Source organism: Siminovitchia thermophila (assembly GCF_016909185.1).
Classification (GTDB): Bacteria; Bacillota; Bacilli; order Bacillales; family Bacillaceae_C; genus Siminovitchia; species Siminovitchia thermophila.
In genome coordinates this window covers 89,015-114,266 of record NZ_JAFBFH010000006.1, presented here as the reverse complement: position 1 = coordinate 114,266, position 25,252 = coordinate 89,015, and the positions used below count along the sequence as shown (strand labels likewise).

20 protein-coding genes are annotated in these 25,252 nt (G+C 42.6%); 8 read left to right on the top strand and 12 right to left on the bottom strand.

Annotated features, from left to right (window positions below):
* Window positions 1-266: 266 nt before the first annotated feature.
* From JOC94_RS06115 to JOC94_RS06080, 8 genes are all read right to left on the bottom strand, one after another.
* Window positions 267-1,622 (bottom strand): MFS transporter, encoded by a 1,356-nt coding sequence (locus tag JOC94_RS06115; RefSeq protein WP_205178874.1) that lies wholly within the window; start codon window positions 1,620-1,622, stop codon window positions 267-269.
* 1 nt (window position 1,623) lies between these two features.
* Window positions 1,624-3,168: a class I adenylate-forming enzyme family protein gene (locus tag JOC94_RS06110; RefSeq protein ID WP_205178872.1), complete on the bottom strand. Its 1,545-nt coding sequence runs from the start codon at window positions 3,166-3,168 to the stop codon at window positions 1,624-1,626.
* Window positions 3,169-3,237: 69 nt separating this feature from the next.
* Complete coding sequence (locus tag JOC94_RS06105) at window positions 3,238-4,413, bottom strand: acetyl-CoA C-acetyltransferase (RefSeq protein ID WP_205178870.1); 1,176 nt, start codon at window positions 4,411-4,413, stop codon at window positions 3,238-3,240.
* A 219-nt stretch (window positions 4,414-4,632) separates the two neighbouring features.
* Complete coding sequence (locus tag JOC94_RS06100; protein ID WP_077113136.1) at window positions 4,633-6,339, bottom strand: acyl-CoA dehydrogenase family protein; 1,707 nt, start codon at window positions 6,337-6,339, stop codon at window positions 4,633-4,635.
* 139 nt (window positions 6,340-6,478) lie between these two features.
* The gene (locus tag JOC94_RS06095) at window positions 6,479-7,285 is read right to left on the bottom strand and encodes an enoyl-CoA hydratase/isomerase family protein (protein WP_077113135.1); all 807 of its coding nucleotides are present in this window, start codon (window positions 7,283-7,285) and stop codon (window positions 6,479-6,481) included.
* Window positions 7,269-8,126 (bottom strand): 3-hydroxyacyl-CoA dehydrogenase family protein, encoded by an 858-nt coding sequence (locus tag JOC94_RS06090; protein WP_077113134.1) that lies wholly within the window; start codon window positions 8,124-8,126, stop codon window positions 7,269-7,271. Before JOC94_RS06090 ends, JOC94_RS06095 begins: the two co-directional genes overlap by 17 nt.
* Window positions 8,127-8,494: 368 nt before the next feature.
* Entirely contained in the window at window positions 8,495-10,678 is a 2,184-nt protein-coding gene (locus JOC94_RS06085) for a helix-turn-helix domain-containing protein (RefSeq protein WP_077113133.1), read from the bottom strand.
* A 330-nt stretch (window positions 10,679-11,008) separates the two neighbouring features.
* Entirely contained in the window at window positions 11,009-11,557 is a 549-nt protein-coding gene (locus JOC94_RS06080) for a hypothetical protein (RefSeq protein WP_077113132.1), read from the bottom strand.
* Window positions 11,558-12,276: 719 nt separating this feature from the next.
* On the opposite strand from JOC94_RS06080, the gene JOC94_RS06075 reads away from it, so the two are divergent.
* Complete coding sequence (locus JOC94_RS06075; protein ID WP_083717655.1) at window positions 12,277-13,203, top strand: IclR family transcriptional regulator; 927 nt, start codon at window positions 12,277-12,279, stop codon at window positions 13,201-13,203.
* Window positions 13,200-13,958, top strand: a complete 759-nt coding sequence (locus tag JOC94_RS06070; protein WP_077113130.1) for an IclR family transcriptional regulator — start codon at window positions 13,200-13,202, stop codon at window positions 13,956-13,958. Before JOC94_RS06075 ends, JOC94_RS06070 begins: the two co-directional genes overlap by 4 nt.
* A gap of 184 nt (window positions 13,959-14,142) precedes the next feature.
* Here JOC94_RS06070 and JOC94_RS06065 read toward each other — a convergent pair whose 3' ends face one another.
* On the bottom strand, window positions 14,143-15,354 hold the full coding sequence (locus JOC94_RS06065; RefSeq protein WP_077113190.1) for an FAD-dependent monooxygenase: 1,212 nt from the start codon (window positions 15,352-15,354) through the stop codon (window positions 14,143-14,145).
* Between the two features lie 635 nt (window positions 15,355-15,989).
* On the opposite strand from JOC94_RS06065, the gene dctP reads away from it, so the two are divergent.
* The 4 genes from dctP to JOC94_RS06045 all read left to right on the top strand — a co-directional run bounded on the left by dctP (window position 15,990) and on the right by JOC94_RS06045 (window position 19,316).
* Window positions 15,990-17,033, top strand: coding sequence for a TRAP transporter substrate-binding protein (gene dctP / locus JOC94_RS06060; RefSeq protein WP_077113129.1), 1,044 nt, complete (start codon window positions 15,990-15,992; stop codon window positions 17,031-17,033).
* A 13-nt stretch (window positions 17,034-17,046) separates the two neighbouring features.
* Window positions 17,047-17,544, top strand: a complete 498-nt coding sequence (locus tag JOC94_RS06055; RefSeq protein WP_077113128.1) for a TRAP transporter small permease — start codon at window positions 17,047-17,049, stop codon at window positions 17,542-17,544.
* A complete protein-coding gene (locus tag JOC94_RS06050) occupies window positions 17,541-18,815 on the top strand; it encodes a TRAP transporter large permease (protein WP_077113127.1) in 1,275 nt (424 codons plus the stop codon). Before JOC94_RS06055 ends, JOC94_RS06050 begins: the two co-directional genes overlap by 4 nt.
* 141 nt (window positions 18,816-18,956) lie before the next feature.
* Window positions 18,957-19,316 carry a hypothetical protein gene (locus JOC94_RS06045; protein ID WP_077113126.1) on the top strand — a complete coding sequence of 120 codons (360 nt, stop codon included), beginning with the start codon at window positions 18,957-18,959 and terminating at the stop codon, window positions 19,314-19,316.
* Between the two features lie 143 nt (window positions 19,317-19,459).
* Here JOC94_RS06045 and JOC94_RS06040 read toward each other — a convergent pair whose 3' ends face one another.
* From JOC94_RS06040 to JOC94_RS06030, 3 genes are read right to left on the bottom strand one after another with little or no spacing between them, the layout of a single operon-like run.
* Window positions 19,460-20,572: a cupin domain-containing protein gene (locus JOC94_RS06040; protein ID WP_077113125.1), complete on the bottom strand. Its 1,113-nt coding sequence runs from the start codon at window positions 20,570-20,572 to the stop codon at window positions 19,460-19,462.
* A gap of 14 nt (window positions 20,573-20,586) precedes the next feature.
* A complete protein-coding gene (locus JOC94_RS06035; protein ID WP_077113189.1) occupies window positions 20,587-21,081 on the bottom strand; it encodes a DinB family protein in 495 nt (164 codons plus the stop codon).
* Window positions 21,082-21,086: 5 nt separating this feature from the next.
* A complete protein-coding gene (locus tag JOC94_RS06030; RefSeq protein ID WP_077113124.1) occupies window positions 21,087-22,019 on the bottom strand; it encodes a fumarylacetoacetate hydrolase family protein in 933 nt (310 codons plus the stop codon).
* Between the two features lie 158 nt (window positions 22,020-22,177).
* Between JOC94_RS06030 and JOC94_RS06025 the strand changes: the two genes are divergently transcribed.
* On the top strand, window positions 22,178-22,945 hold the full coding sequence (locus tag JOC94_RS06025; protein WP_077113123.1) for an IclR family transcriptional regulator: 768 nt from the start codon (window positions 22,178-22,180) through the stop codon (window positions 22,943-22,945).
* Window positions 22,946-23,938: 993 nt separating this feature from the next.
* Window positions 23,939-25,228 (top strand): phenylacetate--CoA ligase family protein, encoded by a 1,290-nt coding sequence (locus JOC94_RS06020; protein ID WP_077113121.1) that lies wholly within the window; start codon window positions 23,939-23,941, stop codon window positions 25,226-25,228.
* The last annotated feature ends 24 nt before the right edge of the window (window positions 25,229-25,252 follow it).

The following is a 25,252-nucleotide window of genomic DNA, read 5'->3' as shown; positions in this document are numbered from 1 at the left end:
TTCTGCGGGGTTTTTTTGAAGTGTTTAACCGCTATTCAAATGTCATTGCCCAGCCAAATCAAATAGCAGGAGTCGTGGAATGTGACACGGTCTTTTTGCCTTGAAAGCTCGTCCTTTCTGAATAAGCTGATGCAAACGTATACAAATTTCAGTCCAAAGCCGGGATCGTCATTTTTAAAAATGTTATAGACATTGCGGATCAATTGTCACGATTGGTATGTTGTTTTTCTAAAATTCGCTCACTTTCTCTGTGTCAAAAGGGCGTTTTAACTGGACTGTTTCTTATATAAGGGAATTCCTTGACTACCTTTACACTGATATTGATACGCATACTTTTCTTGAACGAGCAAAATAGCAACGGCACCAATAACACAGGCTAAGCTAATAGCCATAAAGTTTCCCTGGACAGTCAAATTTTGCGACATAAGCAGACCTACCAAAGTCGGCGACAAAATCCCTCCCAATCTTCCAAAGGCCATCATCACTCCAAGTGCTGTCGACCTGATCTCCGGCGGGTAATATTGTGAAACGACCGGATTAAGCAAGTTATGAATTCCAATCGAAGCCGCTCCAATCACGCCAACAAGTAGATAAGCCAGCACGATATGCTTGGCGACCGAAATAAATATGAGTGACAGGGCTCCTGAACAGAACAATGGAACAAGCACTTTTTTGGCACCATATTTGTCCAGTAAGGGCCCAATGGCAATCGTGCCGATAATCGCTCCAACATTGAGCAGCGCCAAGAAAAGCAAGCTCGAACTAAGATCATAACCTGCTTGAATCATTAACTTTGTCAACCAAGTATTCATTGCATATATCAAAATAAAACAACTGAAAGAAATGGCCCAGAACATGACGGAGCTAAGCGCACGCTTTTCACTAAGCAGCACTTTAATAGATACGCCCTTTGCTTCTTTGCCACTGGTTGAAAAGATTGTATTTTCACTAAGCCTTTCGCTTGGAACAGTCTTTGTCAATATTTTTCGTATTTCATCGCTTCTTCCTTGACTAGCCAATATTCGCAATGATTCAGGTAGCGCCTTTACCATAAAAGGAATGAGTAAAAGCGGGATCGCCGCCAACCAAAAAAGTGGCTTCCAACCATATGTTTCAATAGCAAATTTGCTGATAAGAGCGATGAGCATCGAGCCGACAGAATAGCCACAAAAAATAAGAGCCACCATTGTGCTCCTTATTTTCTTTGGGGCAAACTCGGTTGACAATGCAACCACGTTCGGCATAACACCGCCAAGGCCAAGTCCCGCAAGAACGCGCAAAATAGCAAAAGAGACAGGAGTGTTTGCAAATCCTGACAAGAATGTGAACAAGCTGAACATCACTACGCTTACAATGACAATTTTTTTCGGGCCGATTCTGTCGGCAATGATACTCATTCCAACAGCCCCGACGACGGTTCCAATGACCGTATAGCTGCCGATTGCTCCTGCTTGGACGGGGGTAAGCGACCACTCATCCATCAATACAGGGACGACAGCTCCGTAAATCGCCGTGTCATACCCATCAAACAAAATGATGAGAAAACACCACATCAGCAAATTCAGATGAAAGGGTTTAAAGCCGCTTTTATCATAGATTTCATTTGCGTCTACAGTTTTCATATTAAAAACCCCTTTGTTGTTCAATCTCTTCTTTCAGTTTTAATTTGCTTATTTTTCCGGAAGGCGTAACAGGTAAGTCATTCAATATCATAAATGTATCCGGAATTTTGTACTTTACAAATCTCTGTTTCATATATTCCGTCAAGGACTCTTCGCTTGCTTTCGACCCTTTTTTTAAAACAACACAAGCACAAGTGATTTCTCCATAAATTTCATCAGGCAGCCCAATCACTGCTGCATGAACAATGTCTGGGTGTTGATGCAAGCTTTCCTCCAGTTCCCGTGGATAAATATTGAACCCGCCGCGAATGATCATTTCTTTTTTCCGCCCGACAATGCGTACGTAACCGCTTTCATCAATTGTTGCAATATCCCCCGTATAAAACCAGCCTTCATGATCAATGGCTTTAGCCGTTTCTTCCGGCATATTGAAATATCCTTTTGTCACCACTGGGCCCTTACAAGCGAGCTCTCCAACCTGTCTTGTTTCACACTCTTCCCTGTTTTCATCGACGATTTTGATACGTACACCGGGAATGGGGCGTCCCACAGTTTCTGAGCGAAGCTCATCACTGTCCTCAAAGCCTGTAATCGTAAGGGTTGCTGACGTTTCAGTCATCCCGTATGCCACAAGAACATTACAGTTCATTTCTTTCCTGATTCTTTTAACCACTTCCACCGGACATGGAGCAGCCGCCATTTCACCAGTACGTAACGAGCTTACATTATATTTGCTAAAATCCGGATGGTTTAGCTCCAAAGTAAACATAGTCGGCACACCGGGATGAACAGTTACTTTCTCTTTTTCTATCAATTCCAGCGCCTTTGTAACGGAATATTTCTCCATCACGATCAGTTTTCCTCCGCAACTGGCTGCCCGAAGAATAAATGTAACGCCAAAAATATGAAAAAGAGGATTTGGCATTAAAAAAATATCTTCTTCGGTACATTTCATTACCTTGGCGGCTGATAATGTACTATACAGCACGTTTTCATGTGTCAACATCGCTCCTTTGGAACGCCCAGTCGTTCCAGAGGTAAACAGAATGGCAAACAGATCTTCCTTTGGCTCCACATGAAGCGGTTCTTTTGGTGATCCGCGCATCATCAGTCTCGAGTAAGAAATAAACTCATCCTCTTCAAAGCCGACTGAAATCAAATTTTCAAGCGTTTCAATCTCATATCGAAGCTCCTGAAAATAAGCTTTTTCTCCACAAAAAATAAGCTTTGCCTGCGATTGTTCAACAACATAGGCACTCTCTTCTTTACTAAAAAAAGGATTGATCGGAATGATGACAGCACCGGCACGGGCAATGGCATAAAATGCGGTTATAAATTCCAATGAATTTTGTAAAGCAATCCCGACGTGGTCTCCACTTTTAACACCAAGTTGGATCAATTGATTGGCAAGCTTCGTCGCTTCCTGGTCAAGCTCGCCGTAAGTCATTCTTCTTTCACCGACAACGGCGGCTTCCCTGTCGTAAAATGTTTTTGCGGCTTCCTTCAGTGTATTGCTGACATTGAGAGTCTTCTGTAATTGTTTCATTTCCTCACCCGATTTCTGTAATGGCATTCCTTTCCATGGAAAAAGTGATAGCTTTTGCACGGGTCATACTTATAGCGCTTCCCAAATGGCCGCGATTCCTTGTCCGCCCCCAATGCAAACAGCTGATGCACCGTATGTTTCCTTTCTTCTTTTTAACTCTTTGACGATCGTATAGGAGATTCTTGTCCCGCTGGCCGCCAATGGATGCCCCAATGCTACGGCTCCTCCATTTACATTTCCAATTTCCGGATCAAACCCAAGTTCTTTTTGGCAAGCTACATATTGGGCTGAAAATGCTTCATTAATCTCGATCAAAGAAATATCTTTCAGCCGCAAGTCTGCTTTTTTCAAAGCACCTTGAATCGCTGGAACTGGGCCGATTCCCATATATTTTGGTTCAACTCCCACAACGTCCCATGAGACGAGACGCGCGATCGGTTTCAGTTCGTTCTTTTCAGCGTAATCACTTGAGGTGATAATGACGGCTGCGGCGCCATCCACCATGCCACTCGCATTTCCCGGTGTGACGACTCCATTTTCGACAAACCTCGCCGGCAATTTCGCTAATTGTTCCCTGCTTGTTTCGCGAATATACTGATCATGCTCTATTATCTCGTCACCTTTTCTCCCCTTTACCATAACCGGAACGATCTCCTCTTTAAAATAACCTTTACTTCTCGCCTTGATTGCCCGCGTGTGGCTTCCCAGTGCGTGTTCATCCACTTCTTCTCGTGAAATATTGTATTTTTCAGCTACATTTTCAGCCGTTTCGGCCATTGTATATCCGCAGTTTGTGTCAAGAAGCCCATCCCAAAGCCAGTCTTCAACAATAGGACCACCAAGCGGGCTTCCCCACCTCATCCCGCGAATGACATGGGGCACTTGGCTCATATTTTCTGTTCCGCCTGCCAATACAACATCCGCTTCACCGGTTAATATATATCTCGCCCCGGTCAGAATGGTCTCAATGCCGGTGCCGCATACACGATTGATGGTAACGCCGGGAACTTCCAAGCGGGCGCCTGATTTCAAGCCGATATGTCTTGCCAGCATGTGGGCATCCTTGCTGGATTGCTGTACATTTCCGAAAACAACCTGATCAATTTCTTGAGGACTGATTCCTGATTTTTTAATCGCTTCTTTTGCGGCCATAACCCCTAACTCCGTAGCGTTTATCTCTCGAAAGGAGCCCGAAATTTTTGCAAAGGGGGTTCGCGCGCCTTCTACCATTACAATGTGACTCATTGTTTCCACCTCTTTCATATTCTAGCGCATCTCGGAAATGAATTTTTCACATAAAGCGCAAGCCTTTCAAACAGATGTCAGTAAATGTCTTAAAAAAAGGGCAAGTGCCCGTTGAGCAACGTACAAGCGGGACCACTCCGCAGGGCTTAGGTACACATATTAAAGAGAATCCCCACACTCATCCGGACTATTATAGATTTATTTAAAGTGCAATCATGTTTAAATGATGTATTTTTCCGCTGCAATCACTCTCGCGGCGATACGACGCTTCCGTTCTACGATATTATGAGGAGTGCTGCTCATCAGGCGGCCTGCTGTATGAAAAAGTGATTCCTGGTGGTGATGGAGATGGTGGAGAATATTTAAAGCATTAACGAAACACCATTGAGCTTTTTCATGAACATACACTTTGACGCAATCAACCATTTGGGCACTTTGTTCCTCACCCAAGTTGGCAAGCGATTTTTCGGCGCGTAACACCGCGCTTTCACCAGTGTAAATGGCGATGATCAGATCAGCCAAAAACGCTGCCGCTTCCTGTTCTTCATTCATATCGGCCAGTTCGGACTGCTTGAGAGCCTGAATCGTTGAATGGCCATACTCTTTCATGAGCGCAAGAGTCTGTTTTTCCTGTTGAAGCGGGCCGTTCTCGAATGGCTGATCATCAGCTTTCGATTTCTCATTTTTCAATAAACTCGCTGCGATAATCACCCTGTTAATCTCATTCGTTCCTTCAAAAATCCGGTTGATCCGAGAGTCGCGGTATATCGCCTCCACCTCATACTCCGCCATATATCCGTATCCGCCGTGAATTTGAACAGCTTCATCGCTGATAAAATCAAGTGCTTCAGTTGACATTACCTTATTAATCGAGCATTCGACCGCAAAACCGGCAAGCGTTTTTCCATAATCACCGCCATGCGCCTGCATTTCTTCAAACCCTTTCTGCATTGCTCCCGCTGTTCGGTAGATGGCACTTTCATTTGCATACGTTTGAATGGCCATGTCGGCAAGTTTTTGTTGAATCAATTTAAAATTCGAAAGTGGCTGGCCAAACTGTTTGCGTTCATTTGCATATTTGGCGGCAAGTTCAATAGCTCTTTTAGAAGATCCCAATGCCGATGCAGAAATTTTAAAACGGCCCATATTCAACACATTAAAGGCAATGATATGCCCGCGGCCAATTTGACCAATCACATTTTCAACGGGAACAGCCACATTGTCCAAGATGAGCGAACGGGTTGATGATCCCTTCAAGCCCATTTTTTGCTCTTCCGGTCCCGTGGCCAACCCTTCATAGTCCTTTTCCAAAATAAAGGCGGTCATTTTTTCCCCGTCCACCTTGGCATAAACAATAAATATGTCGGCAAAAGCAGCATTCGTAATCCACTGTTTCTCACCGTTTAACATATAATGGCTGCCATCCTCAGATAAAACCGCCGTTGTTTTTAAGCTCATTGCATCAGTCCCTGAAGAAGGTTCCGTCAATGCATAAGCTGCTATTTTTTCGCCGCTTAGCAGGTCAGGCAAATAGGCGGCTTTTTGTGCCTGATTGCCGAAATAAGCTATCGGCAACACGCCAATCCCCGTTTGTCCACCGAACGTAATCGAGAATGAACGGCCCAAAGCCATTTTTTCACCAATGATCGCCCCGCTGACTTTGCCGAGATCCAATCCCCCTTCCTCCTCAGGAATATCCGCTCCGATCAATCCGAGTTCTCCGGCTTGTTTCATCAAGCGGACTGTTTCAGTAAATTCCTGCTTTTCGATTTTTTCCAAAGCCGGCATGACTTCGTTCACAACAAACTTTTCGGCCGTTTCCGCAATCATTTTATGTTCATCTGAAAAATCTTCGGGAGTAAAAATGTCTTCGGGGAAGATGTTGCCGTCCAAGAAGTTTTTAATACCCGCATTTTTTGTTGTCATTCGCTCAACTCCTTTGATACCCATAAAAGGCGATCCGCTTTTCAAGTTTTACTGTACTTTTCACATCGCTAAGGTTAAAAAAGAAGCATCCGGAATGAGTAGAGAAGGCTGTATATCCGGATACTCCATAAACCCGCCCTTACCGTCCGGTATATACAGGCTTTCTTTTTTCAACAAACGCAGTCAATCCTTCTTTTCGGTCCTCTGTAGAGAAAGCATTACCGAAACAAGTGTTTTCAATCGTTAAACCTGTTTCCATGTCCGTATTGCTTCCCGCGTTCACAGCAACTTTCAGCATTTGAAGTGCAATCGGAGGTTTTTGGGCAAGCTTTGCGGCCCACTCTTTTGCCGCAGCGAGCACTTCGTCCGCCGGTACAACTTTGTTTACAATGTGTAATTCATGAGCGCGGGCAGCATCGAACATATCACCAAAATACAAGAGTTCTTTCGCTATTCCTTGTCCGACTATTTTTTGCAGACGCTGCGTTCCCCCTCCGCCAGGGATAATTCCCAAGCCGACTTCCGGGAAAGCAAACTTCGCTCTTTCAGAACAAATGCGCAGATCGCAGGCTAAGGCTAGTTCAAAGCCGCCGCCAAGAGCCAAACCGTTAATCGCGGCAATAACCGGCTTCGTTACATTCTCAATTTGCGTAAAAACATTTCTGGAAACCTTGTTCATTTTATGAATACCCACAAGATCGAGTCCGGACATTTCGTTAATATCCGCGCCTGCTACAAACGCTTTTTCGCCGCTGCCGGTCAAGACGATTGCCCGGACATCTTCATCCTCATCCAATTGTCCGAAAAGATGCAAAAGCTCCTTAAATACTTTTGTGTTTAAAGGGTTTACCGGCGGACGATTGATTGTCACAACCGCTACGTGATTCTCGATGTCACAAAGTACAAATTCCAGATCTTTTTTCTCCCGTTTATTTGTTGTAATCATAAAAACCAGCTCCAGTCTTTTTCCCGTGCCTTCCCGCCCTCATCATTTGCTTTATGAGAAGCGGCGGTGAAAAACGGGAATCGTTGAATTCTTTTTGAAAGTATTCCATGACATAATAGCCGATATCAATCCCGGCAAAATCTTGAAGCTCAAATGGCCCCATTGGATAATTCAAGCCAAATTTTACTGCTTTATCGATATCCTCCGCCGTAGCCACGCCTTCTTCCAATAGGCGGATTGCTTCAATAAACTGCGGAATCATAACGCGATTGACAATAAAGCCGGGTGAATCTTTTTTAACTTCCACCACTTCTTTTTTCAAGCGGGTAGATAGCGCTTTCAACGATTCGACAGTTTCAGCGCTCGTTTCAAATCCGCGAACGACTTCCACTAACTTCATCAATTGTGCCGGGTTGAAAAAGTGCATGCCTGCAACCCGATCCGGGCGCTTCGTTGCAGAAGCAATTTCCGTAATAGACATTGAGGAAGTGTTTGTAGCTAAGATGACATCTGCGCGAGTGATCTCGTCCAGTAGGGAAAACACTTCTTTTTTCAGAGCCATGTCTTCCAAAACCGCTTCAATAACGATATCTGCATCTTTCATCTCTTCCAGATTAGTTGTTGTTTGAATCCGGGCTAGCGTTTCTTGTTTTTGCTCTTCCGTCATTTTGCCCCGCTCGACACTTTTGGACATAAATTTTTCCATCCGGGATAAAGCGCCATCTAAAAAGCGGTCTTCGATATCCCGCAAAATCACATGAAAACCGTTCAGAGCAGCGAGATTGGCAATACCTGACCCCATTGAGCCGGCTCCAACTACCCCAATCGTTTGTATAGACATGATTCCATCTCCTCTATTCATCATTCAAAACATTAACTAAATTATAAATGTTAAATGTACGATTATGTACATACACATTGTAGGAAAAAGATGGTCTCATTTCGACATTTGTTCAAAAACATTTTCCGCAAAGACTAAACGATACAGGGATTTTTCCAGATTTGCACTAACTCTACCCAAGAAGTCCCCCCATAACTCCGCGAGACATCCTTTAAAAGGCTGTCCGAAAAGTAAGATTGCAGCTTGAGCATTAAAAAAATTAAAACCCAAGAATGCTGTAAAATCAACATTCTTGGGTTTTAAATGTTAGTGCATTTACCCTAATTTGGACTTTTTAGACAGTCTCCACACCTAACTGTTCTTTCTTTTCAGCTCATTTTCCCGCGCATATCGTACAGTTTAAAAGCCATCATCAAGTTAAACCGGACTTCGGCATCTCTTAAATCTTCACCAAGCAGTGCTTCTATTTTTTCTAAGCGGTATAATAACGAACTGCGGTGGATAAACAATTCTTCCGCAGTGCTTTTGGCATTTCCATTATTTTGCAAGTACACTCTCAAAGTATGAAGCAAATCCATGTTTTTCCCTTCTGAATACTTTTCCAAGCGCCCGAGCTGATGTTCCATAAATAATTTAGTTGCTTGCGCATTTTCAAGTTGATGCAAAATCGTATAGGAACCAAGTTCTTCAAAAAAGGCATATCCCTTTTCTTTAAAGCGGCTTTGAACAATATTCAATGCTTGTCTCGACTGCTCGCCGCTTTCATAATAACCTTGTATATTGTCTGTCTGTCCTCCAACTCCCAGCAATACATCGCAGTGAATTCCACTTCTTTTGGCGGCCTCCTGAATACCTTTGTAAAAATCCGGCCAAAACCCCTGCGCATCTTTTTCTGCCGGTACAATGAATACATATTGTTCTTTAAACGTGGCGGCTAAAATGTCTTTCCTTTTTTCCACGACAAAAATTTTTATATAATCCCAAACAATTGATTTTTTTTCCTGTTGCTCCAGCAAGTTACAGCCTGCTAATTCGGTTTCCGAAAGTGTAATCGCCAGCAATGCCACACGATGAGGATTGTACAAATCCCACAAAAACAAGTTGGCATACTGAAGGATGCTCTCTTTATTTTCAACCTCCTCCGCGAGAAGCTTGCTGATGAAGTTTTCCTTTGCCTGCTCTGTCGCATCCAACACCAGTTTTTGCTTAATAAATTGAATGGAGCAAATGTTTCGGGCCATTTCAATCATGATTTGGTCATAGTCATCCAGTTTATCACCGGACATGCCGACCGCCAAATATCCGAGTAAATCACTCCCGCTATTAATGGCCCAGAGTGAAAATGTTTGATTGAATTCCGCAAGAACGATGTGAGAATGATTCTTTCTTCTCGCCTTTTCGGCCTCCGTCCGCAAATGGGGGATCAGGTTTTCCTTTCCATCTTCCATTACGAAGGTTAACGGCCGCATAAAACGGTCGAATAAAACAACTGATGAACGAAACAGTTCGCCAAGCATGGAGATGATTCCGGCAAACCCTGCTTGCTTGATCGTTTCTTTTACGAGCGCCTGCTGATATTGCAACAAGAAATGTAAGCGATTTCGATTTTCTTTTTCATTATTATAGAGCCTGGCATTCTCCAAAATGGCGGCTATGTGATTACTAAGCAGGCGAAGCATATGAAAATCTTCTTCTACAAATACCCCGGATTTCTTCCTTTCTACATGAAGGACGCCGATCGTTTTTAAATCTATGGAAATGGGGATCGTTATTTGGTCCCCGCCTATTTTTTCCAAAAAAGGAAAATATTCTTTTAATACATAATTATCTTCGATCTTCACCTGCTTTGGAGCAGTCATTTTCCCATATGAAGGGGGTTGAAAAATAAAGCAGTTATCAGGGTCGTTGTAAAGATAAATACAGGAAAATTCGGCATTTGTCCCTTTTCCAGCTCGCGTTGTAATTTCTTCAATGCTTTCTTCAAACGGTGCATCAATAGAAAGATTTTTTGTAATCCATTCTATACCTTCTATTTTTTTTAATTGTATTTCCTTGCTTCTCGTCATGGAAATGGCTAATGCAACATCCTTCCCGAATTCATCAAAATGCTTTCCCATTTCAAAAAGCGGGACATAACGTAAGAAACCGATCATGCAAAATCCAAACGTATGCAGTTCATCCTTGATGGGCACCGTAAACCATGTTTGCACGCTCGAATTTTTTAATAAGGAAAAAAGTTTGCACTTCACGGCGGCTGAACTTACCTCTTTATTTGTTAAACTGCGTTCAAGCAACTGAGTGGAACATTCGTCCACTCTCAGCGGAAACGAACCCCTCACCTCATTGATATTTCCGCTCCACGTCTTTGGCACAAAATGCGCATCTTCAACGAATACCACACCGACAAAATCGCAGTATAACTTCGCGCGAAACGAGTCACTCAAATATTGCAATGCTTGTTCTTCGGTATCTATTTTAATTAATTGGCGCGACGTTTTTCTCAAATGCTGTTCAACTTTTCTAATAACCTTTTCCCTTTGAGCTTCAGCCATTGTAAAACGCTCCTCTCTTATCCATTTATTATAGGACAAAGTGTTCACAATGTAACTTTCAGAGTTATTTTTCACTTATTTGAGGCGGTATTTTGCACATCCATAAAAACCCAGCTATCTTTACAGTGAAATTAGCTGGGTTGATCATAAACGCTGTTTATGTTGAAGCTAAAAATAAAGTTATTGATTAATTACTAAATCGAACTCATGGAAGTAACAATACAGTCTTTAAAAAATCCAATCAATATGCCACAATCCCGCCTATTCGTTGAAAATTGCCGCAGAACACCATCATCTGCAAAGATATTCAAGATACGCACTCAAAATACATTATAAGGTATAAGTACCTTTTTGGAGAGACTGTTTGTTTTTAATCCGATGCTGGAACGATAGAGTCGCAATAAATACAGTTGCTCCCCACACGAACAATCCTCCGTACGTTACCACATATACCCAAATGGCTAACCCTTCGGTGTATCCTTTTGGAAGCACTCCGAAAAATTGAAGAGTTGTCATGAAACAAATAAGAACAGTCAACACCCCAATTGACCATCCTGGTATGATTAATAACCATTTTGGCAGTTTCTCCCCCCAGGAAGTCACGAAAACTAAAGCAAATAAAGATGCCAGTATCGCCAAGACAGCTGTGAAATCTATTCCGATAGTATAAGCAGGTCCTTCCTTTAATGTATCACCAAACGCTGCGACATCTTGCGCAGCTTGTTTTGTTGTAAGCCCCACGGTTGATCCCCATGCCCAAAGCGATTTTAAAATCGCATACGGCAACAACGCAAAAGCTGCAACATAGCCCCATCCTTTAGTCAAATAAGATTTGGCAGCTTTTTCTGTCCTTATATGTTTCTCATGTTTTAAACTCAAAAGACATTTTCCCTTCTTCTTTAAGATATGAAGCCGCTTCTATTGAAAAGCTACTTTTCTATATATTGCTTACCAACATAAAGCAGCGTAGTTAATACTGGAATGAAAACACTGTAAACCAATCGTCGTGTTTATTATAATATGAGCAGGATTTAAATTACTTTGTACCAAGAACAAGATGTTTTATAAAATCGCACTCATATAATTGGGTCGTAGGTTGACGACTACAGTAAAACTCATCTTGAATCTAGCTCCGTTTTTTCACAGTCACAATTTGCTCTATAATGTTAATAAATATCCATATACCACTTATATCTACTAAACCGCCATTCCCAGTTATTTCATCATGGAGGTGGGAATTATTTAACATTTGTTAATTTTTCAAAGATTGGTGTAACTTTTTCGGGAACATGATCAGTTTTACGAGCACGTTCCGTTAACATAGAGGCATATATTTTGTTCCTATCAAGCATGTGTTTTCCGTTAAAATTGTAATTGATTGTTAAAAAGAACTCCACTTTACTTTCGTAGAATGGTTTCTTGCCGGATATATTCATTTTTTATTCGAACATACCCTCTTTCTTTCACTATTTAAGTAAGCTACTCACTCATTTTTAAAATGAAGTATTTTACGAACATTGTCAACATGAACTTTCATATGCAACACGCAAGATTTGATTTAAATTGTAAACAGCTTACATGTACGGGATCCTCCTAAAGTGACAGTTCACAAGAAAAAAGAAAGCATGCAACATGTTCACTTCTACAATCGTACTAAACATATGTGTTTCCCGTTAGAACTTGGTTTGACCGATCGGATGTCTGGCATTAAAATGAATATAAGAAAATTTTCGAAAAAAGGTGAAGAAATGCCGGAGGAACGGAAAAGAACTTCCCTCGAGAACGCATTGCATGTTTTGAAGCTTTTTTCCATGGACGAGCCGGAAATGAGCGTCACCGATGTTTCGAGGAAGCTTCAAGTAGCAAAAAGCACATCCCACCGCCTTTTATCGTCACTCGCTTCGGAAGGCTTTGTGTATAAAGACCCGCATACAAACCTTTACAGCCTGGGATCTTCCATCTTGTCACTCGTTCAAATTGTCAACTCACAAATTCCAATAGCCAATGAAGCGGTTCCGATTTTAAATATGCTTGTGGAAACAATCGGGGAAAATGCCCATTTGGCGATATTGGAGGGGCTCGATGTTGTGTACTTGCAAACGATTGATGGAGTTTACTCGTCTGTTGATTACATCCATTTGGGAAATCGGAAGCCCGCTTTTTGCACAAGTGCCGGCCAGGCAATCCTCGCCTTTCATCCAAAGACGGCGGCGCGCGCTTCACGCCAATTGCGGACTTATGCCGTAAATACAATCACATCTCCCGACGCTTTCTTCAAAAAATTAAAAGACGTCCAAAAGAACGGCTTTGTCATATCTGAACAAGAATATCGGGACGGTATTACCGGAATCGGCGTGCCTGTGTATAATGATAAGAAACAAGTTATGGCTTCCCTCAGCATTACAGCATTAACACAAAGAGTTTCATCAGACAGGATAAAAAATAGATATGTAACCCTTCTGCAAAAAGCGTCCGGTAAATTAACAGAGATGATTACATTGAGAAAAAGAAGTGATGTAAAATGAACGGATCAACTCTCTCATCTGTTACAAATGCTTTACGGATCCTTCGACTTTTTACGCCCAAAAGACAAGAGCTAAGCTTTACGGATATTGTCAGGCATACAAACCTGCCAAAAAGCAGTACACATCGAATGATTGCCACCTTGGTCAAGGAAGGCTTTCTGTCAAAAAATCCGCGAACCAACCATTACCGTCTCGGACTGGCTATTCTAAGTCTCGGCGGTGTCATTTTCAGCCATCGCGAATTATATAAGGAAGCTCTTCCCATCGTGAAAAAGCTGTCTGAAACATTGGATGAGTCGGCTCATATTTGTTTGCTGGAGAATATGGATGTCGTCTATTTATTCAGGGTGGAAAGCCGTCATCCAGATCGACTGTTAACACAAATCGGCCGCAAAAATCCCATTCACTGTACAAGTGAAGGACTTTGTATTTTAGCCTTTCAGGACAAGAGAACAACACAAAAGCTCCTGGATTCCGAATTATATCCTTATACACCCTGCACGATTACCGATCCAAACGATCTTCGCGCCCTCATTGCCGATATTCAACAAAACGATTATTGTATTATGAAAGATACTTATTATGAGAACTATACAAGCATCGCAGCCCCTATCCGGGATTATACAGGCACGGTCGTGTCTTCTCTTTCAGTGATCGGACATTCCAGCCGCATTACAGAGAAAAAACAAGACATGTTTATAACAGTAATCCAAAATGCGGCCCAAAAAATATCACGGCATCTCGGACACTATTAAAGCCGCTCCCCTTTAAACCGTGCGGCTCTATTTTTTTCCGCTTTAACTGGCAGTAAGCTCCCATTACTCCAAGAAATCGAGATTTGGGGATCAGTTGCCTGTAAGACTCTGATTTCAAGAATTCGAGGAAAAACGAGAATGATAAGTCGGGAATCAACTCCCGGTATTAGCCCCATTGAACCAACTAACGATCAATATGAACGCTGATGGGAGTTTCGCTCCATCTTCTTTTATGAGATCCGTATAAAAAATCAGTAACTTGATAGTTTCGTGATGTGTGGGACTGGAATAGTTTGTCCCGCATGATGAGAATCAGGGGATCTTCCGCATGCAAAAACCTCCCCCATAGCCTGGCGTTCGCTTGAACTCTGGCTGTCCGCGGTATCCGTTCTTTTTGATATGTTTGAAAAGCGGATGAGTAGTCATCTTGCCGGAGCAAACTGTCCGCAAGCACCGAAGCGTCTTCCAATGCCTGGCACCCGCCTTGAGCCAAATATTGAAGCATGGGATGGGCAGCATCGCCAAGGAGGGTAATATTTCCCTTCGTCCAATTTTCCAATGGCAGACGATCATACATGGGCCAACGAATTTGGCGGTCAATAAACGAAAGTGCCTTTTCAACCAGGGGATGCCCACCTGCAAAACGGCGGTCCATCTCCTCCGGCGTACCCCAATCATCAGAGTTCGGTTTGTAGTTGTATGACTTAAAAACAACAACTTGATTGAACAACTCTCCCCGGCGAACAGGATATTGTACAAGGTGCAGGTTAGGCCCGATCCACATAACAACGTCTTCCAGGTTGGCATCCGAAACCTCCCCAATGGGAATCGTGCCACGGTATGCAACATATTCGGAACAGGCCGGTTTGTCATCTGAAAATAGCTTTCTCATATTTGACCACAATCCGTCTGCACCAATCAATGCTTTTGCATGAAATGTTTGTCCGTTTTGGTTGGTCACAACGACATCGTTTTTACTTTCTTTTGCTATTTGAATGGCCTGACCATTGAAAAGCTTGATTTCATCCGGCTTATTCTTGCATGCCTGGAGTAAAACATTGTGCAAATCCGAGCGATGTACAACGATATAAGGGTATCCGTAACGTTCACGGAATTCTTCTCCCAAATCCAAAGCGGCCCATTCACTTCCCGAATAAACGTCTTTTAAAACAAGCCTCTTGGGAAAAACAGCAACTTTAAAAATATCTTCCAACACGCCAAAGCGATCCAAAACAGCCAGCGCATTCGGAGCAAGCTGAATTCCCGCACCCACTTCCTCAAATTCCGGAGCTTGTTCAAGAACTGCAACACTTTTTCCTGATTCAACCACACCCAAAGCGGCAGCCAACCCGCCAATTCCTCCTCCAACAACCATTACATCGCTTACATCATTCATATAAAGCTCCCCTTTTTCCATGCCCCCTGTTTAACTCCACCAGTAGAGAACTATGTATACTATTTATGGATAAACTTAACGGGTATGAGGGTAAATGTCAATCTTGTATTTTGAAAAAACTCACTTTTCTCGTGGATATGCTGTTCCACTAAGGTTCAAAATGATTCAGCAAAAAGATGATCCAAATAAATGACAAAACAGCCGAATAACAAAGACATTCAATCATTACAGTTCGGAAATTTTCATCCTGGTTCTTTTCCTCGATGAAGGATTTTCGTAAATCCAAACGTTAACCGGTATGACAAAAAGTCATCTATCGCATTCTACAGAACCTTTTAATTAACATCTTCTTCCTTCAGTGCCTCCCTTTTTGATTTTAATAACAATCTAATCAAGACATTCTGTCGTTGGCTTTTCCCCTTATACCAAAAAGTTACATAGATGAAATCAGCCAGCACGTGAACATGTAGCTTATCTAGTATCGAAGACCTTTGGTTTTAAAGGAGAAAAGAAACAAATTTTCTAAAAAGATAAAAAAATGAATTGACAAGCAGGTTCATTGTTTATACAATTAGTGAATATAGTTCACCAAAAGTGGACAAACCGTTTCGCTTACGACACATCGAGAAGGGGGAATGAAAGTGGGCTACACTCAGAAAGTAAAGGTGCTTGTAAAAACATCTTTAGTAGTTTCGGCCATGCTCGCACTCGCTGCATGCGGAGGTGGAGCAAGCAGCGACGGGGCTTCATCGGATCAGTCTAAAAATGGGGAAACAACATCTTTTAAAATTTCGCATGTTACACAAGAATCTCATGTCTGGCATAAAACAGTCGAAAAGTTTGGCGAAGAGTTGGAAACGCTATCTGACGGAAAAATGAGCGTGGAAATCTTTCCCGGTTCCCAGCTAGGTTTAGAGAAAGATATGGTTCAACAATTGGAAACGGGGTCATTGGACTTTGGATTTTTAACAAATGCCTATATGAGCACACGCCAAGACTCATTAAATGCTTGGTTTATGCCATTTACCTTTGAAAACTTGAAAGAAGCAGCGGCGATGAGAGAGTCCGATGCAGCAAAACAAATGCTTGAAGAACTCGACAGTCAAGGACTCGTCGGTTTGGACTTTATGTTTGCGGGTAACCGCCACGTACTTCTTAAAGATGGAGCTGTTCAATCACCTGATCACTTAAAAGGGAAGAAAATCAGAATAATCGGAAGCCCTGCAATGCAGGATTTCTGGCAAGAAGTTGACGCAGGTCCTACTGCCATGCCGCTTTCTGAAGTATATACCTCGCTGCAAACTGGGGTCATTGATGGAATTGATATTGACTTGGATGCGCTTGTAACAGAAAAATATTATGAAAACGCCGAAAATTTAACATTAACAAACCATATGACATTTCCAACGGTCGTTGTCATGAGCAAGCAGGTATATGAAGGCCTTTCGGAAGAAGACCGAAAGATTGTTAAAGAAGCAATGACCAATGCAGTCAATTGGGGAGTAGAAGAAGCGATTGCGCGCGAAGAGAAAAATCTCGAAGAGTTGAAAAAGCTTGGCGTAAAAGTAGAAGAATTAAAAGACCCTTCTTTATTTGATTCTACAAAGAAAACAATTACCGACAAGTACGAGGGAGAGTCCGAAGTAATAAAATCTTTCCTCGAAGAAGTACAGAAATGACGGGGGAACAAGCATGAAACTGTTACACCGATTAAGCGACATTCTTTATCAAGTTGAAAAACAATTAGCTATCGTTCTTTGTTCCGTCATGCTGATTTCATTATCAGCTGGCGTTTTATATCGTTATGTCCTCAATTCTCCACTTACTTGGTCGGATGAAACAGCGATTTTTTCTCTTATTTGGCTTACTTTTATAGGCGGCAGTATGAGCATTAAACGGCAGGACTCTGCCGCCGTTTCCATTGTTATGGATAAATTACAAGGAAAACTCCGCCAGGCTTTATTAGGAATTGGAATCGTCGTCATGACAGGTTTTATAATCTATATCTTTTATTTTTCCCTTATTTGGCTTTCTTCTTCAAACATTGCCATCCAACGTTCAAGCTCTATGGGGATGCCGATGATTTACGCTTATGCAAGCATTCCTGTAAGCTTTTTCTTTATGATGATTCATACCATCGAATTATTCGTCAACAATCTCAAAAACAGCGAAGGAGGACATGAAGCATGACTCTTGCACTCCTCGTTTTTATTATTTTATTGCTTTTGCAAATACCTATCGCCTTCGTTCTTGGCATTACAACAATCGCTTATATTATCGTATCAAACAATATGGGGCTTATGGAAACCGCTCCCCAGCGGCTGTATTCCGGTCTGGAGAACTACGGTCTACTGGCGATTCCCCTTTTCATGCTTGCTGGCGAGTTGATGAACTCCGGGGGAATTACAAAAAGGCTGATCCATTTTTCCAAATCTCTTGTGGGCCATTTTCGAGGTGGATTGGCGTACGTGAACGTTATCGCCAATATGCTTTTGGCTTCGATTATTGGATCGGCCACCGCCCAAATTGCGATGATGAGCCGGATAATGGTTCCTTCAATGGAAAAAGAGGGCTACTCCCGAGAATTCAGCTCCGCTACGACAGCATCTGCCGGCTTGCTGGGACCCATTATTCCGCCAAGTATGCTGTTTATTATTTATGGTGTCCAATCGGGTGCTTCCATCGGAGACATGTTTATGGCCGGCATCTTTCCCGGAATCTTGCTTGCCATTACATTTATCATCCTGATCGGCTATACTGGAAAAAAGCGACAATGGCCTACACAAAAGCGTGAACGGATATCTGAAGTAATGATCTCATTCATCAAAGTAATTCCCGCACTCTTAGCACCTGCTATAATTGTCCTTGGCATTTTGAGCGGAGCTTTTACACCGACAGAATCGGCAGCCATTGCCTGTATTGTGGCGCTCATTGTAGGGTTTTTCTTTTACAGGGAGTTAAAAGTAAAGAATCTTCCTTCCATATTTATCAATACCGCCGTAACAACAGCAACCATTACATTACTAATCGCCATGGCGAACCTGTTTGGCTGGATGCTTTCTTTCGAAAGAGTTCCACAAAACATTGCCACCTGGATGGTATCCTTAACTGAAAACCCTCTGTTGTTCCTATTAATCGTGAATATTTTCTTGCTGATCGTCGGTATGTTTATGGACGGGATTGCAGCACTCATTATCCTTGTCCCTATTTTTTCGCCGCTTATCGCCAACTATGGAATTGACCCAGTTCATTTCGGCGTCATAATTTGTATCAACTTGACGCTCGGTTTATTAACTCCTCCTGTCGGTGCGGGATTATATATTGCATCATCACTTGGACAAGTCAAGCTGGAAAGCCTTATTAAAGCTATTTGGCCATTTCTAATCGCATCATTCATCGCCTTGCTGATGATCACATATTGGCCTGATTTAACGCTTTGGCTGCCGTCCATAACGAAATAAAATTTAGAGATTTTACAAGGACTCTCCTATGTGGTGGGTCCTTTATTTGTTCCTCATACCTTTTCGCAAGCCTTCTATAAAACCACACCGTTTGATGCTATAATAGCTGTATTACTACTGGAACAGAAATGAGGTGAAATAATGGAAAAACTAATGGTGCAAATTCTCGACAAGATTCAAGATTTACAATCTAACATGAACAGCCGTTTTGACTTGTTGGAAACAAGAATATCGAAAATTGAAATGAGAGTGTCTCATTTAGAAGCAGAACAACAAGTGATGAAAGAGGAGATATCAACCATCAAACAAACGATGGTGACAAAAGAAGATATTGCCGATGTTGCCGACATTCCCCACATCAACATGGCTGTCATGGAAATATCAGAGGCAGTCAAACGAATGGAAGAAACCCAAGAAAAACACGAACGCACACTGGACTTGCTTTCACGGCGCTCGATTGATCAAGAGGCTGATATTGCCAAACTGCGCCAGATTATATAAATCTATCTCCTTTGTTCACATCACCTCAAGAATGAATCCAATCTTACAAAGTCGAGTTCCTTCTCTCTATATATACACCGTTTTTTTCCGCTCAAAAAAATCCATTTCCAAAGCTTTTCTCGGAAATGGACTTTCATTTATTTTTACACGATGACAGGCTTAAATTCTGATTTCACTTCCTGATGGCCATTATTCATATCAAGCTCCTGCTTTCTTTCGAGACCGAATTTCTCCAGGATTGGCAGGTCGTTTGTTTGGAAAAGGTATGCGTCTTTCTCTGCTACATGCTCATGCCATGCCCAGTTTGGAACAACGAAGTAGTCGCCTTTTTCCCAGTCAAAACGGACACCGTTTATGATCGTATAACCAGCACCTTCATGAACATGATAAATGGACGCATGAGTATGGCGATGTGCCTGTGAATGGAATCCTTTCGGCAACTTTTGCATCCAGGCGGCAATGGTCGGACAAGCTGTTTTTCCGTTGGAAGGATTGATATACTCGACAGCATAGCCGTCAAATGGATCTGGCTCGAATCTGCTCAAACCTTGGAGCGCAGCTTCGGTATGCTTCCATTTAAAATTTCCGAGCGGCGCTTTTTTCTCATAGCGATCCCCAATCGGACGGACCATTCCACCTTCATAACGCTGCTGGGAATAGTTATCCGGCAAAGAAGGCTTCTCAAGTTTTTCGGGATAAGGCTCAAAAAATGTTCCGCCAAGATAGTAGATGGTTGGAATATCAAGGCAGTCCATCCAAATCATCGGTTTGTCACCAGGGTGTCCATGCCCGTGCCAAAGTCCGTTTGGTGTTGTTAAAAAGTCGCCCCGTTCCATGAACAGGCGCTCTCCTTGAACGATGGAGTAGGCTCCTTCTCCTTCCATGACAAATCTTAAAGCATTTTGCACATGACGGTGGGATGGTGCTTCTTCACCAGGCAAAATCAATTGAACTGCCGCATACAGGGTTTGCGTCGTGGATGCCCATCCCCAAGGCTTGCGGTAATTCAATCCAGGGTTTTGCAAATAAATCGCACGCCGTTCGCCGCCTCGGTCCGGTGTAAAAATCTCGGTTGCCTCCATTAGTTTTTTATGGAGCAGATCATACTTCCAAAGATATGCTTGCGCATGCGGTTCGGGAGTATGCTTCATCAGATCAGGGATTGCGTTCCATAGCGGTCCAAGGTGATATTGCTCAATGTCTTTATTAAAATCCTGGACTAAACTGCTTTCAAAAAACGAACTTTTTTCAGCCATTTTCCTTCTCCCCTTTATTGTATCTTGGACAAATTGCGTTGAATCTGTTCATTATGACCTTGGATATGCCCGACGATCAATTTGTCAATAATAAATTGGACCGGTTTTCCGTCAAAGTTCGGATTGCGGCTTGGCGCGATCAATTGAAGCTGTTCATCCGTCAATTTACTTAACGTTTCCTCTGTTTGAGCCGGAATGTTCTCTAGATCTTTGATGACATTTTCAACTGCCAACTGATCTACCGCCGCTTCGTCTACAGCTTCTAAACGAATCTTATTTGTATGGTCTCTTCCCCACACATCTTTGGGGCTTTGAATAATTTGACGAATTTCTCCCAGCCAGAAAGGAATCGCTTCAGCTACATGTGCGATCACTTGCATAATCGACCATTCTTCGGCTGATGGCTTCCAACGGATCGTATCTTCAGAAAGATCTTTTACCGTATTCACCATCTCATTGATTGCTTTCTCCACATCACGAATGGCTTGTTGTTGGATTTTTCCGGTCATGCCCATTATCCCTCCACTCTTTTTACTTTGTTCTCAAGAACTCCTACTTTATCGACTTCAATACGAACGACATCTCCATCTTTCAAAAACGCTTGGGGTTCTCTCGCCACACCTACTCCTCCCGGTGTACCAGTCAAAATGACATCTCCCGGTTCAAGCGTCATTAATTCTGATAAAAACTCTATGAGACGCTGAACAGTAAATACGAGATTCGCAGTATTAGAGCGTTGCCTTTCCTCTCCATTAACCGTTAAGGAAATTTCAAGTCCGGAAGGGTCGGCCAACTCATCAGATGTAACAAGCCAAGGCCCCATCGGCGCAGAACCGTCTACAGCTTTTCCTTGAAGCCATTCAATCGTCCGCCGCTGAATGTCACGGTATGTGACGTCGTTGACAATGGTATAACCCGCAACATATTCAAGCGCCTCTTCTTGAGAGACATTTTTTGCACGCTTTCCTACAACAAAGGCAAATTCAGCTTCATAGTCAAGCTGTTCAGAGATTGGAAAAAATGGAATATGATCTTCCGGTCCGACAATCGTATTGGCAAATTTCGCGAAAACAACCGGATGTGTCGGTAATTCACGTCCCATTTCCAAAATGTGTTCCCGGTAGTTGTGGCCAACACAAATCATTTTTCCAGGATTGGTTACAGGAGCCCCTACTTTTACATCTCCTTTTCCGAAAACAAGCGGCACAGCGCTTTCATTGTTCAAAGCATATTGAACAGACTCTTTTGCAAATGCAAGACTTTCTTCTCCTCCTTGCAGAAAACCTTCCATATCAGTCGGAATATAGGCTTCTGCAATTTTTTCGGCCCTGATTTTTCCTTCTGCTTGCAACTTCGCTTGAAACGCCGCATTCAGATCAATGACTTGTTCCCCTTCAACCGCGCCGATTCTTGTAAAACCGTTGTGTGTAAAAGTGACCAGCTTCATTTTATCCTCTCCTCTTAATTCACTTATAGTTAACATTGTTCTCTTAAATAAAATGTATCGTATCCGCTTTCAGATGTCAATATTGAAAAAACAACAGTTGGACAGATGAATAAAATTATGACATGATAATTTCAAACGTTAAAAGGAGTGTTTTTGGGGTGGAAAAAAAGAAAACACTCCCTGTTATACAGTCACTGCAAACAGGGATTGGCATACTGGAATTATTTGTAAGCGAAGACCGGCCCCTAAAGTTTTCCGAAATTCAGGAGCTGACGGGCATCACAAAAAGCAACTTGCATAAATACTTAAACACATTAACGATTACAGGATTGCTGCATCGCGACAAAGACCAGGGAACATACCATCTTGGAAGTAAATTAATCGAATTTGGAAATGCTGCAATTGGAAGTGTGGATTTAATTCAGAAGGCGACCCCCTATTTAAAAAAGATCAGCCGGGAGTTGCAACTTACCGCATTATTATCCGTTTGGACACATGATGGCCCTGTCATCGCCAATATTTGGAACAGTCAACCGGGACTGAATATCGGCGCGCAAATTGGGACTCGGCTGCCCGTTCTTTCATCGGCGGGGAAAGCCTATTTGGCTTTTAAAGATGAAGCCGCCGTCAAAGAATGGAAACAGAAAGGGCTGGAGTACATGCCCTTTGAGTCGAAACGACAGCTTGAAGAAGAACTGCCCAACATCAAACAGCATTATTTTTCATATGCGGCTGAACCACTCGTAAAGCAGATATCCTCTTTCAGCGTTCCAGTACTCGACTATAAATACGATATGATTGGCTGTATTACGATCGTTGGCTTTACCCAGCTTATTCCCACCTCCCATGAAAATGGTATGAGTACATTCGTAATTGAACAGGCGTTCGAACTTTCCGAATGCTTTGGTTGGCAAAAAGAAAGCTAAATTTCTTTTGAGTCAGGAATAAACAGAGAGCACCGTATAGAGTGCGACCGGTGTTGGCGCGAGAGGATGATTTTTTATTCCAATCCACGCATGCGACGACGCACTCGTAAAAATAGAGATGGAACTGCCGGCGTAAATCGTTCCAAGTTCCATCATCCTTTCCATGCACCGGCGATAAGTGCGCCTCCCCCAATGCCGATATCGAAAAAAGCCCGATCAGCGCTTCGGGAAAGCTTGAAAAAAAGCCCCCGTCCGAAGCCGCTCTATCCCGTGGCCATTGCGACATCCCTCCATAAAACTTGCTTATACCACAGTCACTATATCTGGAAAGACAGTCCCATTATCATACCAACGCCCAGTGAACGGATAAAAGAAGGACAAAATCATCAACAGCCAGTAAACACAGCTTTGAATGAAAAAGCACTGGAATAAGCAGAGTAAAATAAGCGCGTGAAATGAAAATCGCAAATACGGCTTGTTTTTCTTCCCAGGGATATTTTGTTCCTAGACCAAGCAATCGCGCCCTAAAGCGCTTATGTCCAATTTTCTATAAATCGTCAGTCTTAAAAGGTCGGGAAACCCATAGCCAAGTTGCTTACCTTGACAGAATTCTTCATCCCTTCCCCACCTCCGCCTATAATCGTTCCTGTTGTGGTCCATTCCGAAGTCGAGGAGACTCCATTACGTAGCGGAATAAAATGATTGTTTTCCCCAACTTTTCAATCCACGCAACTATTCCAAGGAAGATGGCATCACCAGTACACCTGCAGTACCGATTGCACTATAGAAAAGAACGTATGGAAACATCATTTTCGACTGAAAAATTCGCGACCACCAAGCCTCTTTCTATGGAAGATCCTCCTCTCGTTTATATTTTGAAGTGATGAATTTTTCGAAAGTTCCATATAGAGGAACTATATAGTTTTTAAAAGCACTTTCTATCCATAACATAAAGTTAATGACTTATATGCCGGACGAAAGGAGAATTTTAACATGGCCAGTCATACAGCTTATCCTGTCTATGAATTTCATACGACTCTTGAAAGCTACCAATTACACAAACTCAATCAAATGCTTGTTTTTCTTGTAAAAGAAAATGAATTTTATCGCAGCAAATTAACCGGAATCACATTACCTCTTCGTTCCATGGATGATTTATTACAGCTTCCTTTTACGACAAAGCAAGAATTGGTAGACGATCAAACGCAATTTCCTCCTTACGGGAAAAACCACACATATCCCATCCAGAGCTATGCGCGCTACCATCAGACATCGGGTACTTCCGGACGGCCACTCAAAGTGCTTGACACAAAAGAGAGCTGGGAATGGTGGGAAACATGTTGGGAAGAAGTTTTCCGATCAAGTGGTATTAATAAAAATGATACCGTTTTCCTGGCATTTTCTTTCGGCCCGTTTATCGGTTTTTGGGGTGGATTTGAGGCCGCAAAAAAGATTGGAGCTTTTGTAATTTGCGCTGGGAGCCAAACATCGAAAGAAAGATTGGCAACAATGATGGAAAATAATGCAACTGTCTTGCTTTGCACACCAAGCTATGCTCTTCATTTAGCCGAAGTTGCCGAGGACATGGACCTTGATCTTCCAAACTCATCCATTAAAACGATTATCACCGCGGGAGAGCCGGGTGGATCTGTTCCATCGATTCGCAGGCAAATTGAAACAGCATGGGGAGCAAAGTTGTATGACCATGTTGGTATGACGGAAATGGGAGCTTACGGTTATTCATGCCAGACACAAAACGGCATTCACGTGAATGAATCGCAGTTTATTGTCGAGATTTTGAATATGGAGACGAGTGAACCTGTGAAACATGGTGAGAAAGGTGAGCTCGTACTAACCAATTTGGGGCGTTACGGATATCCGCTTATCAGATACAGAACAGGGGATGTCGTGATCAACCATCAGGAAAAATGCCCGTGTAAAAATCATTTTCGATTCTTGCCGGGCGGCATTATCGGCCGCGCCGATGATATGGTCGTCATTCGCGGTATTAATATTTATCCATCCTCCATCGAAGCAATCGTTCGGGAATATCCGGAAATCAAGGAATTTCGGATTATTTATTATACAAGCGGAGACATGGATCAAATCAAAGTCCAATTCGAAACGACAGATGACAGAGTTGAAAAGAAGCTTTCAAGCGAGCTGCGTGAACGTGTTGGGCTTCGCATTGAAACAGAAGCTGTTGAGCCAGGCGTGTTACCCCGCTTTTCCATGAAAGCGAAACGAGTTATGGATCAACGGAACAACAGAATTACAATATGAGAAGCGCAAAAAGCTGTCCGGACA